The organism is Microbacterium sp. CFBP9034 (genome assembly GCF_034045255.1).
GTDB lineage: Bacteria > Actinomycetota > Actinomycetes > Actinomycetales > Microbacteriaceae > Microbacterium.
In genome coordinates this window covers 234776-251311 of the sequence record NZ_JAXCWC010000002.1, presented here as the reverse complement: position 1 = coordinate 251311, position 16536 = coordinate 234776, and the positions used below count along the sequence as shown (strand labels likewise).

Below are 16536 nucleotides of genomic sequence, written 5' to 3'. Positions count from 1 at the left end.
ATGACCACGACACTGATCACCGGCGGGACGGTCGTCTCGGCGACCGGCCGCTCCGAGGCCGATGTGCTGATCGACGGCGAGACGATCGTCGCGGTGCTGCAGCCCGGCTCCGAGCTTCTCGGGACGGATGTCGCGGCATCCGTCGACGCGGTCATCGATGCGACGGGCAAGTACGTGATCCCCGGCGGCATCGACGCCCACACCCATATGGAGCTGCCCTTCGGCGGCACGGCGGCCATCGACACGTTCGAGACCGGCACCCGTGCGGCGGCGTGGGGCGGCACGACCAGCATCATCGACTTCGCCGTGCAGAAGTACGGCGAGCGCGTGCAGGACGGCCTCGCGTCGTGGCACGCGAAGGCGGCCGGCAACTGCGCGATCGACTACGGGTTCCACCAGATCATCGGCGGCGTCGACGACGGCGCCCTCGCGGCCATGCCGGGCCTGATCGACGAGGGCGTCACCAGCTTCAAGCTCTTCATGGCCTACCCGGGGGTCTTCTACTCCGACGACGCCCAGGTGCTCAAGGCGATGCAGGTCTCGCGCGAGACCGGGCTGCTCACGATGATGCATGCCGAGAACGGCCCGGTGATCGATGTGCTGGCGGCGCAGCTGGTGGCAGAGGGCAAGACCGACCCGTACTTCCACGGCATCGCCCGCGCCTGGCAGATGGAGGAGGAGGCGACCCACCGCGCGATCATGATCGCGAACCTCACCGGTGCCCCGCTGTACGTCGTGCACGTCAGCGCGAAGCAGGCCGTGGAGCAGCTCGCCGCGGCCCGGGATCGCGGCCAGAACGTGTTCGGCGAGACCTGCCCGCAGTACCTCTACCTCTCGCTCGAAGAGCAGCTCGGCGCCTCCAGCGACGAGTGGGGCCGGTTCGAGGGGGCGAAGTGGGTGTGCTCCACGCCGCTGCGCTCGCGCGCCGAGGGCCACCAGGACCACATGTGGCAGGCGCTGCGCACCAACGACCTGCAGATGGTCTCGACCGACCACTGCCCGTTCTGCATGAAGGACCAGAAGGAGCTCGGGCGCGGCGACTTCCGGGCGATCCCGAACGGCATCGGTTCGATCGAGCACCGCATGGACCTCATGTACCAGGGCGTCGTGACGGGGAAGATCACCCTCGAGCGCTGGGTGGAGCTGACTTCCACGACCCCGGCTCGCATGTTCGGCCTCTACGGGCGCAAGGGCGTCATCCAGCCGGGTGCCGACGCCGACGTCGTGGTCTACGACCCGAACGGGCACACCTCGATCGGCGTGGGCCAGCGGCCGGACGGCTCGCCTACGGGCAGGTCACATCACATGAACATGGACCACTCGGCCTGGGAGGGGTTCGAGATCGACGGCCACGTCGACACCGTGCTCTCGCGCGGCAAGGTCATCGTCGACGGCGGCGAGTACCTCGGCGCCAAGGGCGACGGCCGCTTCCTCAAGCGCGGCCTCAGCCAGTACCTGACGTAAGGATCACCGCATGGACTTCGGAGTCGTCCTCCAGACCAACCCGCCGGCGGCGCGCACCGTCCAGCTCGCGCAGCTCGCCGAGGCGCACGGCTTCAGCCACGTGTGGACGTTCGACTCCCACCTGCTGTGGCAGGAGCCGTACGTGATCCACTCGGCCATCCTGGGGGCCACCAAGCGCGTGACGGTCGGGCCGTTCGTCACGAACCCGGCGACACGGGACTGGACGGTCACGGCATCCGTCTTCGCCACGCTCAACGAGATGTACGGCAACCGCACGGTCTGCGGCATCGGCCGCGGCGACTCCGCGGTGCGCGTGACCAACGGCAAGCCCGTATCGATGTCGGAGCTGCGCGAGTCGATCCACGTCATCCGCGAGCTCGCGAACTCCCGCCCGGTCGAGTACAAGGGCGCGACGCTGCAGTTCCCGTGGAGCCGCGGCTCCGAGCTCGAGGTGTGGGTGGCCGCGTACGGCCCGCTCGCACTCAAGCTCACCGGCGAGGTCGGCGACGGCTACATCCTGCAGCTCGCGGACGTCGACATCGCCGCATGGATGATCAAGACGGTTCGGGATGCCGCATCCGCCGCCGGCCGCGACCCCGATTCAATCGCCTTCTGCGTGGCCGCCCCGATGTACATCGGCGACGACTGGGAGCACATGCGAGATCAGTGCCGGTGGTTCGGCGGAATGGTCGGCAACCACGTCGCCGACATCGTGGCGAAGTACGGCGAGCACGGCGCCGTGCCCGAGGCGCTGACGGAGTACATCGCCGGACGCCAGGGCTACGACTACAACACCCACGGCAAGTCCGACAACGACCACGTGGACTTCGTGCCCGACGAGATCGTCGACCGGTTCTGCATCCTGGGCACCGCTGAGGAGCACATCGCCAAGCTCGAGCAGCTGCGGGCGCTCGGGGTGACGCAGTTCGCCGGCTACCTCCAGCACGACAGCAAGGAGGAGACGATGCGGGTCTACGGCGAGACCGTGATCCCCGCGCTCTCCGCGCACGTCGCGGCCAAGGCATGACGGCTCCCCCTTCGATCGACACCCCCGTCGCGCTGGCCGCGCCGGGGGACCCCGCGCACCCCGCGCGCGCGCCGCGTCCGCGCGGCCGGCGTCCCGGGACGGCATGGCTGTGGGGCATCGTCGGCGTCGCCGCCGTGATCATCGTCTGGGAGCTCTACAAGCTCGTTGCGCCCGAGGACGGCGTCGTCGTCGGGGGTCTGCGCATCCTCCCCCGCACGACCGACCTCGCGATGCCGCACGTGTGGGACATGGCGGCACGCCTGCTCGCCCCCGTCACACGGCAGGAGGGCTCGCCCCCGCTGTGGGGCGTGATCGCGCTCGGCGCACTCACGACCCTCGGCATTGCGGCGGTCGGCTGGATCGTCGGGATGATCGTGGGCTTCGCGTTCGCGCTCCTCATGCAGCGCTGGCGTCTGGCCGAATGGGGCCTGCTGCCCTGGATCATCCTGAGCCAGACCGTGCCGCTCATCGCCTTCGCCCCCATCGTCAAGAGCTGGGGCTCGCGCATCGAGATCGGCGGCTGGGAGTGGCAGGACTGGATGTCGGTCGCCCTGATCGCGTCATACCTCGCCTTCTTCCCCATCGCGGTCGGCGCGCTGCGCGGACTGCAGTCGCCCGATCGCATCCACACCGAGCTGATGCACACCTATGCAGCGGGCTACTGGCCCACTCTCGTGAAGCTGCGACTGCCGGCATCGGTCCCCTACCTCCTGCCCGCGCTGCGGCTGGGCGCCGCGAACGCGGTGATCGGCGCGGTCGTCGCCGAAGTCTCGACGGGCCTCCAGGGCGGGATCGGGCGGCTGCTCATCCAGTTCGCCGGCCAGGCGTCGGGCGACCCCTCGAAAGCATGGGCGCCCATCTTCGGCGCCATCGCACTCGGGCTCGTCGCGGCGGGTTCCGTCGCACTGCTCGGCGTGTTCCTGAAGGACTATCGACGAGGAGAGGCCGCCTGATGACGCTTCAGGGATCCGACCAGACGACCGGCACGGCGACCGCGGCGGTGACGGTGCGGGGCGCATCGAAGGTCTTCCCGTCGAAGGCCGGGGATGTGACCGCGCTCGACGGCATCGAGCTGGACGTGGCCGAGGGCGAGTTCGTGTCGCTGATCGGCCCGTCCGGCTGCGGCAAGTCGACGCTGCTGCGACTCATCGCCGACCTGGACTCCGCGACATCAGGGTCGATCGAGGTGTTCGGCAAGCCCGCACAGCGCGCGCGTCGCGACCAGGACTACGGCATCGCGTTCCAGCAGGCCGGGCTGCTCCCCTGGCGGACGGTCGCCGCCAACATCGCGCTCCCCCTCGAGCTGCACGGCATGGCGGCGGGCGAGCGCAAGGCCCGCGTCGCCGAGCTCGCCGAGCTGGTGGGACTGTCGGACTTCGCGGAGCGGCATCCGGATCAGCTCTCCGGCGGGATGCAGCAGCGCGTCGCCATCGCCCGCGCCCTGGCGGAGCGACCGCGGCTGCTCCTGATGGACGAGCCCTTCGGCGCCCTCGACGAGATGACGCGCGAGCGGATGCAGGCCGAGCTGTCACGCATCGCCGCCGAGACCGGTGCCGCCGTGGTGTTCGTGACGCACTCGATCCCCGAGGCGGTGTTCCTCTCGGATCGCGTTGTCGTGATGTCGCCGCGTCCCGGTCGCATCACCACCGTGATCGAGACGGGCTTCGGCACGGACGTCGCCCGCGACGACTCCCTGCGCGAGACCCCCGCCTTCTTCGCGAAGGTGACGGCGGTCCGCGAGGCGCTGCACGGCGCCCCCGCGCCGTCCGCGCGCGGAGCGGAGGAGCGATGACCCTCCGGCAGGAACAGGCAGCCCGGCCCCGGCGGGCGGCACGTGCCGAGCGGGCTGGCTGGAGCCCTGCGGCCGAGCGCCGGCTCCGTGTCGTCGCGCCGATCGCGGTCGGCCTGCTCGGCCTGGCGGTGTGGCAGTTCCTCGTGACGGTCGTGGGGGTGTCGGACTACCTGCTGCCGAGCCCAGAGGCGATCCTGCAGCAGCTCGTGGAGTTCTGGCCCGCCATCGTGCAGGCCACGATCATCACGGGTACGAACGCGCTGGTCGGCCTCGTCGTCGGGACGCTGCTGGCGATCCTGCTCGCGGCCCTGGCGTCGCGCTGGCGCGCGGTGGACGGCATGTCGGCCCCTATCGTCGCCTCTCTCGCGGTCGTGCCGATCGTCGCCCTGGCGCCGGTCCTCAACTCGATGTTCGGCTACGACAGCCAGTTCGGGCGGCAGGCCATCGCGGCCCTCGCAGCCTTCGTCCCCGTGTTCGTCAACACGCTCCGAGGCCTGCGCCAGACCCGGCCGGTCCACCGGGACCTCATGCGGGTCTACGCTGCCTCCGGCAGCGAGACCTTCCGCAAGGTCACCCTGCCCACGGCAGTGCCCTACCTCATGACGGGCATCCGCATCGCGAGCTCGCTCGCGGTCATCTCCGCCCTGGTCGCCGAGTACTTCGGCGGACCGCGCGGCGGCCTCGGCACCTTCATCGCGACGTCGGCCGCCACGAGCGCCTACGCGCGCGCCTGGGCCTACGTCGCCGCCGCGATCGCGCTCGGCCTCGTCTTCTACCTCGCGACGGCGCTCCTCGAGTGGCTCGTGCTCCGCCGCATCCCGACCGAGGGCACGCGATGACGCGCGCCGTCACCCGCGTCCTCGTCCCGCGAGGCCGGCCATGCACCACCCGCAGCGAACCCCCGCACCGGGGACTGAAAGGAACGACATGAGACACAGCACACGTCGCGCGCTCGCGACAGGCGCGTTCGCCCTGTCGGCCGCGCTTCTGATCTCCGGATGCGCCGGCGGCGGTGACACCCCTTCCGAGAGCGGCGATCCCGAAGCCGGCGACCTCACGCCGGTGAAGCTGCAGCTCCAGTGGCTGCCGCAGGCCCAGTTCGCCGGCTACTTCGCGGCCATCGAGCAGGGCTTCTTCAAGGACGAGGGCCTCGAGGTCGAGATCATCCCGTCGGGCGGCGACATCGTCCCGCAGGACGCGCTCGCCAACGGCGACGTCGACTACGCCATCGCCTGGGTGCCGAAGGTGCTCGGCTCCATCGAAGCCGGGGCGAACCTGACCGACATCGCGCAGATCTTCCAGCGCTCCGGCACGCTCCAGGTCTCGTGGGCCGACTCGGGCATCGACTCGGTGGCGGACTTCGAGGGCAAGACGATCGGCTCGTGGGGCTTCGGCAACGAGTGGGAGATCTTCGCGGCCATGGCCGCCGAAGGGCTCGACTCGACCACCGTCCAGATCATCACGCAGGACTTCAACATGAATGCGTTCCTGCAGGGTGACATCGACGCGGCACAGGCCATGACCTACAACGAGTACGCGCAGCTGCTCGAGACGGTGGACCCCGACACGGGCGAGCTGTACCAGCCCGAGGACTTCAACGTCATCAGCTACCAGGACACCGTGGGCGCCATGCTCCAGGACGCGATCTGGGCCGACACCGCGCGGCTCGAGAGCGACTCTGAGTACGCCGACACCACCGTGGCGTTCCTCAAGGCCGTCGTGAAGGGGTGGGCGTATGCCCGCGACAACCCCGAGGAGGCCGCGGCGATCACGCTCGAGAACGGCTCCGCGTGGGGTCCGAGTCATGAGCTATGGATGATGAACGAGATCAACAAGCTCATCTGGCCGTCGCCCGACGGCATCGGCATCATCGACGAGGCTGCGTGGCAGCAGACGGTCGACGGCGCCCTCGCCGCAGTCAACGAGACCGGTGCGCACCTGATCACCGAGGAGCCGCCGGCGAGCGCCTGGACGAACGAGTACATCCAGAAGGCGCTCGACGAGCTCGAGGCTGACGGGGTCGATCTGACCGGCGACGGCTTCACTCCGATCGATGTCGAACTCCAGGAGGGCGGCAACTAGCCGGACGCTCCGTCTCGCTTTCGCCCGCTCGGCGGCCGGGTTGCCTGTTGACCCCCGGTCGCCGAGCGACGAGCGTAGCGAGTGAGGAAAACGCACGACCCCCGAGGAGCCCACACGATGTCCGATGACCTCGACGCCACCGCCAAGGCGCTCGACCGTGAGTACGTGTTCCACTCCTGGTCAGCGCAGGCGGGCCTCGACCTGCCGGTGATCGCCGGGGGCTCGGGCACCGTGGTGTGGGATCACGCCGGCAATCGGATGCTGGACTTCGCCAGCCAGCTCGTCAACGTCAACATCGGGCACCAGCATCCTGCCGTCGTCGCGGCGATCCAGGAGCAGGCGGCTCAGCTCGCCACGATCGGTCCCGCGACCGCGAACCTCACCCGCGGCCAGGCGGCCGAGCGCATCCTCTCGAAGGCGCCGGACGGGTTCGCCAAGGTGTTCTTCACCAACGGCGGCGCCGACGCCAACGAGAACGCGATCCGCATGGCTCGGCTGCACACCGGCCGCGACACCGTGCTGTCCACCTATCGCTCGTACCACGGCAACACCGGCGCGGCCATCGTCGCGACCGGCGACTGGCGGCGGATGCCGAACCAGTACGCCCGCGGGCACGCGCACTTCTTCGGCCCCTACCTGTACCGCAGCGAGTTCTGGGCGACGACCCCCGAGGAGGAGTCCGCCCGGGCCCTGCACCACCTCGCACGCGTGATCCAGTCCGAGGGTCCCGCGACCATCGCCGCGATCCTGCTCGAGTCCGTCCCCGGAACCGCGGGCATCCTGGTACCGCCGCCCGGCTATCTCGCCGGGGTCAGGGCGCTGTGCGACCGCTACGGCATCGTGCTGATCCTCGACGAGGTGATGTGCGGGTTCGGCCGCACCGGACGCTGGTTCGCGTTCGACGGCTTCGACGTCGTCCCCGACCTCATCACCTTCGCCAAGGGCGTCAACTCGGGCTACGTGCCGGTGGGCGGCGTGATCATCTCGGACGCGATCTCGGCGACCTTCGACGACCGGGTCTTCCCCGGCGGGCTCACGTACTCCGGGCATCCGCTGGCGGCGGCATCCATCATCGCCTCGATCGATGCCATGGAGAGCGAGGGCATCGTCGACAACGCCCGCCGCGTCGGCGCCGACGTCTTCGGCCCCGGGCTGGCGAGGCTCGCCGGCGCGCACCCGCTCGTCGGCGAGGTCCGCGGCGAGGGCGTGTTCTGGGCGATCGAGCTGGTCGCCGACGAGGCGACGCGCGAACCGGTGGGCCCCGAGGTGATCGGGCAGCTGAAGAAGGAGCTGACGTCGCGAGGGCTGCTGCCCTTCGCGGCGGAGAACCGCATCCACGTCGTACCGCCGTGCGTGGTCACACACGATGAGGCCGCACAGGCTCTCGCGATTTACGATGAAGCTCTGACGAGCGTCGAAGACGACCTCTTCTGACGCGTCTCGCGTCCTCTCACGAGGAGGGCTTCCCAATGAAGGGCAGGAACACGATGACCGACACGACGACCCTGGAGCGGACCGAACAGTCCGCGACGACGATCCTCGACCACTGGGTGGGAGGCACCACCTGGGCCGGGACATCCGAGCGCACGGGCTCGGTGTTCAATCCCGCGCTGGGCACCGTGCAGAAGAGCGTGCGCTTCGCATCGACGGCCGACGTCGCGACCGCCGTCGACAGCGCCTCGGCCGCCTGGGCGCAGTGGCGCGACGCGTCGATCTCCAAGCGGACCGCAGTGATGTTCGCGTTCCGCGAGCTCCTCAACGAACGCAAGGACGAGCTCGCGCAGATCCTCACGGCGGAGCACGGCAAGGTGCTGTCGGACGCGCTGGGGGAGATCGCCCGCGGTATGGAGGTGGTCGAGTTCGCCTGCGGACTCGGGCACCTGACGAAGGGCGCCTACTCCGAGAACGTCTCGACCGGCATCGACGTCTACACGCTCAAGCAGCCGCTCGGCGTGGTCGGGATCATCAGCCCCTTCAACTTCCCCGCGATGGTTCCGCTCTGGTTCTTCTCGATCGCGCTCGCCGCCGGCAACGCCGTGATCCTCAAGCCCAGCGAGAAGGATCCCACCGCGGCGAACTGGCTCGCCGCCCTCATGTCCGAGGCGGGACTCCCCGACGGCGTGCTCAATGTCGTCCACGGCGACAAGGAGGCCGTGGACGCCCTCCTCGAGCACCCCGACGTGCGTGCCATCTCGTTCGTGGGCTCGACGCCGATCGCCAAGTACGTCTACGAGACCGCGACCTCGCACGGCAAGCGCGTGCAGGCCCTCGGCGGCGCGAAGAACCACATGCTGGTGCTTCCGGATGCCGACCTCGACCTCGCCGCCGACGCCGCGGTCAACGCGGGCTTCGGTTCCGCGGGCGAGCGCTGCATGGCGATCTCGGTCGTGCTGGCCGTCGACACCGTGGCCGACGAGTTCGTGGCCAAGGTGTCGGAGCGCATGGCGACGCTGCGCACCGGCGACGGGACGCGCGGCTGCGACATGGGACCGCTCATCACGGGGCAGCACCGCGACAAGGTGACGTCGTACATCGACGTGGCGGCGACGGACGGGGCGACGGTGGTCGTCGACGGCCGCGACGTCGAGCCCGACGGCGACCCCGGCGGCTTCTGGCTCGGACCCACCCTCATCGACAAGGTGCCGACGAGCTCGACCGTCTACACGGACGAGATCTTCGGACCCGTGCTCTCGGTCGTGCGCGTCGAGGGCTACGAGGACGGCCTCGGCATCATCAACTCGAGTCTGTACGGCAACGGGACGGCGATCTTCACCAACGACGGCGGAGCGGCCCGCCGCTTCCAGCGCGAGGCGCAGGTCGGGATGATCGGCATCAACGTGCCCATCCCGGTGCCCGTCGCGTACCACTCGTTCGGCGGCTGGAAGGCCTCGCTGTTCGGTGACGCGAAGGCGTACGGCCCGCACGGGTTCGACTTCTTCACGGCCGAGAAGGCGATCACCTCGCGCTGGCTCGACCCGTCGCACGGCGGACTGAACCTGGGCTTCCCGCAGCACGACTGAGCGCGGCGGCTTTCACGCGGTTCCGGATGCCGCGGCCCTTCGGGGTCGCGGCATCCGTCGTCTGCGACGCGCGTTTCGTCTCGTCCCCACGCCCCCTCCACGGATCGCTGACGCGATCCGCGGAGCCTCTGGGCGCGTGGGCCCATCGCTCGCTCAACGACCGGGTACAGGCCCGGTCGTTGAGCGAGGAGCGGAGCGACGAGACGAAACGCCCCGGGCCGCCTAGGGCTCGGGCGCGTACACCGTGAGCGCGTCGGGCAGGGCCACGCAGCGCAGCCGGAACCCCTCGGGGGCGCACTCGACGAGCTCGCCGTCATGCACGAACACCGACGGACGACCGGGCTCGGGACGCACCAGCAGCTCGAGCTCGCGCACCACGAGCCGCTCGATGTCCGCGTCGCGCGGGAACAGGTGGACCGCGCGCAGCACGGCCGCCGTCCGCTTGCCGAACGCCAGGGACGCGAGGGCGCGGACCCTGGTTCCCCGCGCGTGGTGGATGCGCACGTCGAGCACCCCCGCGTCGACCTCCTGCCGCTGCATCGTGGCGACGCGCTCGGGGTCGTTTCGGCCGACGCTCACGAAGACCGACCACACCCGGGCGCGCCTGCCGTCGAGCACGATGGTGAGCGGCTCGGTGCGCCGCAGCGCCGTCCAGGTGGCGGCGACCCCGCCGAGCCACTTCCCGAGGGTGCTGCGCCGCTCGCGCTCTTCGATCAGCTCCGGGTAGGCGCCCACCGACACGACGTTGAGCACGGTGACCGGCTCGTCGCCGTCGGCCGTCACCTCGGCCACGCCGACCCGGAGTCCGGTGCCCGCCGCGAGGGCCGCGAGCCCGGCATCGATGTCGTCGATCCCGAGCGCCCGCACGAAGTGGTTGAACGTGCCGCCGGGGAGCGCGAGCAGGGGCCGGTCATGCCGGCGCGCGAGGTGCGCCATGCGCGACACCGAGCCATCGCCGCCGTAGACGCCCAGCACCTCGGGCGGGGCATCCGATTTCATCGCCTGGGCCACCGCCGTGGCGAGATCCTCGCCCTCGGCGAGCTCGTGGATCGTCGCGTCGGGAAGCTCGGCGGCGAAGACCGGCGACGGGTCTGCGCGCATGACCGACGCCCCCGAAAGCGCGTTCCGCACGATCAGAACTCCTCGACCGCTCGGCGATGCGGGCAGCGGGGTCGTGGGAAGGGGCATGGCCCGAGACTACCGATCCCGTCAGGCGGGAAGGATCGGGCGATTCTCGTAGAAGGTCTGCAGCACGACGGTCGTCCGGGTGCTGACCGATGCGGCGAGACGGATGTCGCGGATGAGTCCCTCGAGCGCTCGCGGCGACGCGACGCGCACGAAGAGGATGTAGCTCGCATCCCCGGCGATCGAGTGGCAGGCCTCGATCTCGGCCAGATGCTCGAGCATCTCCGGCGCGTTGTCGGGCTGCGTGGGATCGAGCGGCGTGATCTCGATCAGGGCCGAGAGCGGCTTTCCGACCGCTTCCGGATCGAGCAGCGCGCGGTAGCCGACGATGACACCGCGGGCCTCGAGGCGTCGCAGCCGGGTCTGCACCGCCGAGGCCGAGAGTCCGACGGCCGCCGAGATCTGGGCCAGCGTCGCGCGGGCATCGAGCGCGAGCACGCCGAGGATCTTCGCGTCGACGGGATCGTCGAGCTGCGCCCCGGGGCGCGCGGCCGTATCGGCGGGGATGTCGTCCGGAGCGGGCATGCGGGGAGAGTACCAGCATCGGAGGACTGAGACCGGTGATCCTCCGCCCGTTCGGTGTATCGACAGGAAATCCTCTCGTAGAATGGCCACGGCGCAGGCAGTCGGCCCGCGCGACCACCCTTATGTCGGATCGGAGGTTCCCATGTCATCGAGCCAGATGCAGCACACCGGTGCAGCGAAGGTCATCGTCGGAGAGCCCGAGGTCGTCGAGGACGGCCGCGCCCCCGGCGTCGAGCACACCGAGGCCTGGCGCCGACTGAAGGACTCCGCCGTGGCCCTGCAGGCGATCCAGGTGAAGGACGGCTCCGTCCCGGACGCCGCGGATCACGCCGATGCGCGCGTCGCGGTCGCGACGATCGTCGAGTCCCTCCGCGCCCTGACGCCCTGGTTCCCGCATGACGCGGAGTACCTCGCGGCGAGCGCTGTGGACTTCGAGCGGTGGGCCGACGGCGGCTTCGGCATCCCGGACTTCCACGACTCGCTCGTCGCCTTCCGGCCCGAGAGGCACCGGGTCGACGGCATCCGTCATCTCGTGGTCTTCCCGATGTATACCCAGAACGGCTCGTCCGACAGGCACGTCGAGGCGGTGCTCGTCGAGGTGATCTGGCCGGAGTTCATCGCCGAGCTCGAGACCCAGTACACGAACAAGCTGTTCGTGTCGCTGCGCTTCATCGACTTCACTCCGGGCTACGACACCAACTCCGCGGTGCTGTTTCCCGAGACGGTCGCGATGCGGGAGGTGCCCGCGTTCACGTGGGGCGCGATCTTCCAGGATCGCGAGGCCGCGCGGTACCGGCGCGTGGTGCGGGCGGCGTCGGAGATCACCAAGCTCGTCCTCCCCGAGCGCGCGGCGCGCATGCTGGAGGACCAGGAGCTCACCGAGAAGACGTTCGTGATGTGGGACATCATCCACGACCGCACGCACATGCGCGGCGACCTGCCGTTCGACCCGTTCATGATCAAGCAGCGGATGCCGTTCTTCCTGTATTCGCTGGAAGAGCTGCGATGCGACCTCACGGCGTTCCGCGAGTGCGTCGCGCTCGAGCGCGATCTCACCGAGCAGACGTCCATCGGCGCGCCGCTGACCCCCGCGCAGAGCGAGACGCTGCTGCACGCCGGGCTGGTGCAGTTCGCCGTGATCTTCGACCGCATCTTCCGGTTCGCGATCACCGGGTCGCGGGTGCGCAACTACGACGCCGTGGGCGGCCAGCTGCTGTTCGCGTGGCTGCACCAGCGCGGCGTGCTGCACTGGACCGACACCTCGCTCACGTTCGACTGGCCGAATGTGCCGGCAGCCGTGGTCGAGCTGAGCGACGCGATCGACACGCTCTACTGGCGTTCGATCGACCGTCCGAAGACGGCGCACTGGCTCGCGGCGTACGAGCTCGTGCGTGCCACGCTCACGCCCAACCCGGCGTCCTCGTGGGCGCGGGGCCTTCCGGATGAGGTGCTCGCGGGCGCGCCCAAGGGCTACACCGACGCGGTCATGGACGACGAGTTCCCGCTGTCGATGTTCTTCGAGGCGCTCGAAAAGAAGATGCGACCGGTGATCGAGTCCACGGCCGGCATCGTGGGATCGGATGCCTGACACCGCGTCGCAGGGAGTCGCCGACCGGCACGTGCTGGTCGCCGGCGCCACCAGCGCCTCCGGGCTCGAGGCGGCCCGCGTCCTGGCTTCGGCCGGGGCGCGGGTCGTCGCGGTCGGGCGGGACGCCGGCCGGCTCGACGACCTCGCCGCGGCGGTTGCCGGCGTCCGCACCGCGGTGTGCGATCTGGCCGACGAGTCCGAGGTGGCGTCGCTGGCCGAGCGCGTGCACGCGGCCGAGGGGCACGTCGACGGTGTCCTGCACCTCGTCGGAGGGTGGCGCGGCGGCGGCGGGCTGGCGGGGCAGAGCGAGGCGGACTACCGCTTCCTCGAAAGGTCGCTCACGGCGCTCCGGCACATCTCGCGGGCGTTCGACGCCGACCTGCGCGCCTCGAGCGCCGCTCGCCTGGCCGTCGTGTCGTCCACGGCGGTGGCGCGGCCGCTCGCCGGCGGGGCGAACTACGCCGCGGTGAAGGCGGCCACCGAGGCCTGGGCCCGCGCCGTCGCACAGGGCTTCGCCAAGTCGGCCCGGGATGCCGGCCAGCCGCTGGCGGCGGCATCCGTCGTCTTCCGGGCCAAGTCGCTGGACGGCCTGGAGGAGGCGCTCGCCCAGCGGTTCGCCGACCTCTGGGACTCCGACGCGGCCGACGTGAACGACACCATCGTCGAGCTCACCGATCCCACCCTCTGAACGCGTCGGGCGGGTGTGCCGCAACTCCGCCTGCAGCGCGCGCCCGCGACTGATCCGCCCGGGGATTCCGGGGCCCTTCGTGCGCAGCCAACCGACTCGGCCTGAGTCGTGACACAGCTAGATTGGAACACCGTGACCACGATCCACGACCCGAACCTGCGCGGCTTCGCGTCAGACAACTACTCCGGCATCCACCCCGAGGTGCTCGCCGCGATCTCGGCCGCCAATGACGGACACCAGGTCGCCTACGGCGAGGACGTCTACACCGAGCGGCTGCAGCAGGTCTTCGCCCGCCACTTCGGCGAGGGCGTCGAGGCCTACCCGGTCTTCAACGGCACGGGGGCGAACGTCGTCGGCCTGCAGTCGATGCTCCCGCGTTGGGGCGCCGTCATCGCCGCGTCGACGGCGCACATCAACGTCGACGAGGGCGGGGCGCCAGAGCGCGTCGGCGGCATCAAGATCCTGAACGTCCCGACCGACGACGGCAAACTCACCCCCGAGCTCATCGATCGCGAGGCGTGGGGCTGGGGCGACGAGCACCGGGCTCAGCCGCTCGTCGTGTCGATCACCCAGTCGACCGAGCTCGGCACGGTCTACTCCGTCGACGAGCTCACGGCCATCGCCGAGCACGTGCACGGCCACGGCATGCGCCTGCACATGGACGGCTCGCGCATCTCCAACGCCGCGGCATCCCTCGGCCTGCCACTGCGTGCGTTCACGCGCGACGTGGGCGTCGACCTGCTGAGCTTCGGCGGCACGAAGAACGGCGCCATGCTGGGCGAGGCGATCGTGGTGCTCGACCCCGAGGCGTCGCAGGGGCTGACCTACCTGCGCAAGCTCGACATGCAGCTGTCGTCGAAGATGAGGTTCGTCTCCGCGCAGCTGGTCGCGCTGCTCGAGGGCGACCTGTGGCAGCGGAACGCGTCGCACTCCAACGCGATGGCCCAGCGCCTGCGCGCCGGGGTCGAGGCCGGGCTCGCCGACGGGTCCATTCGCGGGGTCGCGTTCACCCAGCCAACCCAGGCGAACGGCGTCTTCGCCACCGTGCCCGACGGCGTCGCCGACCGACTGCGTGAGTCGTTCCGCTTCTACGACTGGGATGCCGCCAAGAACGAGGTGAGGTGGATGTGCTCGTTCGACACCAGCGAGGCCGACATCGACGCCTTCATCGCCGCGATCTCCCGCGAGACCATCCGCGACTGACCTCGTCCGCGGGCCGGCGAACCAGCTGTGCGCACGCGAAAGGGACCCCGGCACGAGGTGCCGGGGTCCCTTCGTCGTCGCGTGAGGCTCAGCCCTCGACGCGCTCGAGCTGCTCGTCCTGCTCCGGCTGCTCGGCGTTCTCCTGCAACTCGCCCTGCTCCTGCTGCTCGGCCTGCTCGGCCTGGTCCTGCTGCTCGGGCTGGTCCGACTGTTCGGCCGTGTCTGCGTCGGCCTCCGCGGCGGGGTCGTCGTCGCGGGGCTCTTCGTCGCGGCGCCCCCCGTCGTGCGTCTCCGACACCGTCTCCGCGGCCGCCGTGGCGTCGTGCTCGGCGTCGACGTCCTCGGTGTGGACCACGTGCTCGATCGGCGCGGCGTCCTCGAGGGTCTCGCCGAGAGACGCGGCGGGCGCATCCGAGATCTCCAGCGGTGCGCTCGGACGGATGAGGTCCTTGACCTCGGCCATGAAGCTGGTCAGCTGGTGCTGCTGCCAGCGGAGCGCCCGCGTGCGGTCCTCCGCGTCGCGGAGCACGGCCTGCGAGTGGCCCGTGACGAGGTCGATGATCTGCTGCGCCTTCGCGCGGGCCCGGTCGAGCTGCTCGCGGGCGCGCACGTTCGCGTCGGCCTCGACCTGCTGCGCCTGCGCGCGCACGAGGCGCTCGAAGTCGTCGGCCTTGGCGGCGACCCGCTGAGCGTGCTCGAGGGAGGCGCCGACCTGTTCGTTGGCGTCCTGGGTGATGCGCTCCGCGTGGGCGACGGCCTGGTTGTGCAGCACGAGGAACTCCTGCTGCGCGTCGTCCTGCCTGCGGGTGAGGGATGCCTCGAACTCGAGCGCGCGCACCCGCAGTTCACGCACCGCCTCCTCCGCCTCCGAGCGGGAGTGCGCCGTCTCGCGGGCGACCATCGAGCGCAGGGTCGCGACCCCCTTCTCGGCCTCGGAGCGGATGGCGGCCGCCTCGCGCTCGGACTGCGAGATCTTCTCGGCGGCGTGCGCCGTCTCCCGCTCGATACGCGCCTGGTGGGCGGTGAGCTCGGTCTCGATGCGCAGGCGGGCCTGCTGCGCCTCGCTCTGAGCCTGCGCGACGATCGCCTCGGCCTCGACCTTGGCGTCCTTGCGGCGGTTCTCGATCTCCTCGAGCGCAGCCCCGAGAAGTCGCTCGCCCTGAACCGTGGCGTTGCGCAGCACGACGCTGGCCTGCTCCTCGGCCACCCGGAGGATCTCTTCGAACTGCGGACGGTTCGGCGAGGAGGACTCCTCCGTCGCGCTGACGAGCTCCTCGGTGAGAGCCTGCACGCGGTGCTCGGCGTTCGCGAGCTTCGCCTGGGCGGCGGAGAGCTCCGACTCGAGGCGCGCGACCTCGTCGCGGTCGCGAGAGCCGGCCTGGGCGACGCCGGCCTCCAGGCGCTCGAGCGCCTCCTGGCGCTGCGCGGTCGCGGCCGCGAGCTCGGACTCGAGGCGATCGGCCTTCTCGCGGCTCTGCGAGACGGCAGCGCCGGCGCGGCGCTGGTTCTGCTTCAGGAGGGCGACCTGCTCGCTCGCCGCGCGCACACGTGCGTTCAGACCGGCGATGGCCGCGTCGACCTCGTCCTTGTCGTAGCCGCGGAAGGCGGTCGTGAAGGCCGCCTCTGCCGGGGTGGCGGGGGCGGTGCTGCCACCGCCGATCAGCCGGTCGAACGGATTGGTGCTGGTATCTTCTGCCGCGTCATGACGGGGCGAGGCGTTGTCGGACATCGGGTGTGTCTCCGCTTCTCGGGTCTCTGTGTCGGCGCGAGCATCGGGGGGATGGAGGCGACGGCGCCCCGATCCTCGGGCCGGCGGCGGATGTGTTCGACGGCTGCGGAAACGGAGGGACGACGCCTTCGGCGACACCAGGGGTGTGGGCGCAGCGGGCTGCGGCTCGGGCACGTGAAGAATACCCCGCCGACCTGTGTGGGAGAGGCGTTGTTCACAGGGTCTCGGCGCCG

At 70.5% G+C, this 16536-nt stretch carries 14 protein-coding genes; 11 read left to right on the top strand and 3 right to left on the bottom strand.

What is annotated here, in order from left to right; genetic code table 11:
- The 8 genes from hydA (at position 1) to SOM19_RS12410 (ending at position 9385) form a co-directional block, all read left to right on the top strand.
- Positions 1–1464, top strand: coding sequence for a dihydropyrimidinase (hydA, locus tag SOM19_RS12445; protein WP_320486923.1), 1464 nt, complete (start codon positions 1–3; stop codon positions 1462–1464).
- A 10-nt stretch (positions 1465–1474) separates the two neighbouring features.
- Positions 1475–2491 (top strand): TIGR03842 family LLM class F420-dependent oxidoreductase, encoded by a 1017-nt coding sequence (locus tag SOM19_RS12440; RefSeq protein WP_320486922.1) that lies wholly within the window; start codon positions 1475–1477, stop codon positions 2489–2491.
- On the top strand, positions 2488–3444 hold the full coding sequence (locus tag SOM19_RS12435) for an ABC transporter permease (RefSeq protein ID WP_320486921.1): 957 nt from the start codon (positions 2488–2490) through the stop codon (positions 3442–3444). The genes SOM19_RS12440 and SOM19_RS12435 overlap by 4 nt, the downstream gene beginning before the upstream one ends.
- Positions 3444–4283, top strand: a complete 840-nt coding sequence (locus tag SOM19_RS12430; RefSeq protein ID WP_320486920.1) for an ABC transporter ATP-binding protein — start codon at positions 3444–3446, stop codon at positions 4281–4283. Before SOM19_RS12435 ends, SOM19_RS12430 begins: the two co-directional genes overlap by 1 nt.
- On the top strand, positions 4280–5122 hold the full coding sequence (locus SOM19_RS12425; RefSeq protein ID WP_320486919.1) for an ABC transporter permease: 843 nt from the start codon (positions 4280–4282) through the stop codon (positions 5120–5122). Before SOM19_RS12430 ends, SOM19_RS12425 begins: the two co-directional genes overlap by 4 nt.
- Positions 5123–5210: 88 nt before the next feature.
- Entirely contained in the window at positions 5211–6365 is a 1155-nt protein-coding gene (locus SOM19_RS12420) for an ABC transporter substrate-binding protein (protein ID WP_320486918.1), read from the top strand.
- Positions 6366–6482: 117 nt separating this feature from the next.
- The gene (locus SOM19_RS12415; protein WP_320486917.1) at positions 6483–7799 is read left to right on the top strand and encodes an aspartate aminotransferase family protein; all 1317 of its coding nucleotides are present in this window, start codon (positions 6483–6485) and stop codon (positions 7797–7799) included.
- Between the two features lie 53 nt (positions 7800–7852).
- Complete coding sequence (locus SOM19_RS12410) at positions 7853–9385, top strand: CoA-acylating methylmalonate-semialdehyde dehydrogenase (protein WP_320486916.1); 1533 nt, start codon at positions 7853–7855, stop codon at positions 9383–9385.
- Positions 9386–9607: 222 nt separating this feature from the next.
- Here SOM19_RS12410 and SOM19_RS12405 read toward each other — a convergent pair whose 3' ends face one another.
- Together SOM19_RS12405 and SOM19_RS12400 are read right to left on the bottom strand one after the other, a co-directional pair.
- Entirely contained in the window at positions 9608–10573 is a 966-nt protein-coding gene (locus SOM19_RS12405) for a diacylglycerol/lipid kinase family protein (RefSeq protein WP_320486915.1), read from the bottom strand.
- 21 nt (positions 10574–10594) lie between these two features.
- Positions 10595–11095, bottom strand: a complete 501-nt coding sequence (locus SOM19_RS12400) for an Lrp/AsnC family transcriptional regulator (protein WP_320486914.1) — start codon at positions 11093–11095, stop codon at positions 10595–10597.
- 142 nt (positions 11096–11237) lie between these two features.
- On the opposite strand from SOM19_RS12400, the gene SOM19_RS12395 reads away from it, so the two are divergent.
- From SOM19_RS12395 to SOM19_RS12385, 3 genes are all read left to right on the top strand, one after another.
- Complete coding sequence (locus tag SOM19_RS12395; RefSeq protein WP_320486913.1) at positions 11238–12683, top strand: DUF6421 family protein; 1446 nt, start codon at positions 11238–11240, stop codon at positions 12681–12683.
- On the top strand, positions 12676–13371 hold the full coding sequence (locus tag SOM19_RS12390) for an SDR family NAD(P)-dependent oxidoreductase (RefSeq protein WP_320486912.1): 696 nt from the start codon (positions 12676–12678) through the stop codon (positions 13369–13371). Before SOM19_RS12395 ends, SOM19_RS12390 begins: the two co-directional genes overlap by 8 nt.
- 132 nt (positions 13372–13503) lie before the next feature.
- On the top strand, positions 13504–14574 hold the full coding sequence (locus tag SOM19_RS12385; protein WP_320486911.1) for a threonine aldolase family protein: 1071 nt from the start codon (positions 13504–13506) through the stop codon (positions 14572–14574).
- A gap of 88 nt (positions 14575–14662) precedes the next feature.
- Here the strand turns inward: SOM19_RS12385 and SOM19_RS12380 are convergent, their stop codons facing one another.
- Positions 14663–16303, bottom strand: coding sequence for a DivIVA domain-containing protein (locus SOM19_RS12380; protein WP_320486910.1), 1641 nt, complete (start codon positions 16301–16303; stop codon positions 14663–14665).
- Positions 16304–16536: the final 233 nt, after the last annotated feature.

Excerpts from the sequence above, each read along its gene's own strand:
- hydA (WP_320486923.1), top strand. The coding sequence starts at position 1 with ATGACCACGACACTGATCACCGGCGGGACGGTCGTCTCGGCGACCGGC.
- SOM19_RS12440 (WP_320486922.1), top strand. The coding sequence starts at position 1,475 with ATGGACTTCGGAGTCGTCCTCCAGACCAACCCGCCGGCGGCGCGCACC.
- SOM19_RS12435 (WP_320486921.1), top strand. The coding sequence starts at position 2,488 with ATGACGGCTCCCCCTTCGATCGACACCCCCGTCGCGCTGGCCGCGCCG.
- SOM19_RS12430 (WP_320486920.1), top strand. The coding sequence starts at position 3,444 with ATGACGCTTCAGGGATCCGACCAGACGACCGGCACGGCGACCGCGGCG.
- SOM19_RS12425 (WP_320486919.1), top strand. The coding sequence starts at position 4,280 with ATGACCCTCCGGCAGGAACAGGCAGCCCGGCCCCGGCGGGCGGCACGT.
- SOM19_RS12420 (WP_320486918.1), top strand. The coding sequence starts at position 5,211 with ATGAGACACAGCACACGTCGCGCGCTCGCGACAGGCGCGTTCGCCCTG.
- SOM19_RS12415 (WP_320486917.1), top strand. The coding sequence starts at position 6,483 with ATGTCCGATGACCTCGACGCCACCGCCAAGGCGCTCGACCGTGAGTAC.
- SOM19_RS12410 (WP_320486916.1), top strand. The coding sequence starts at position 7,853 with ATGACCGACACGACGACCCTGGAGCGGACCGAACAGTCCGCGACGACG.
- SOM19_RS12405 (WP_320486915.1), bottom strand. The coding sequence starts at position 10,573 with ATGCCCCTTCCCACGACCCCGCTGCCCGCATCGCCGAGCGGTCGAGGA.
- SOM19_RS12400 (WP_320486914.1), bottom strand. The coding sequence starts at position 11,095 with ATGCCCGCTCCGGACGACATCCCCGCCGATACGGCCGCGCGCCCCGGG.
- SOM19_RS12395 (WP_320486913.1), top strand. The coding sequence starts at position 11,238 with ATGTCATCGAGCCAGATGCAGCACACCGGTGCAGCGAAGGTCATCGTC.
- SOM19_RS12390 (WP_320486912.1), top strand. The coding sequence starts at position 12,676 with ATGCCTGACACCGCGTCGCAGGGAGTCGCCGACCGGCACGTGCTGGTC.
- SOM19_RS12380 (WP_320486910.1), bottom strand. The coding sequence starts at position 16,303 with ATGTCCGACAACGCCTCGCCCCGTCATGACGCGGCAGAAGATACCAGC.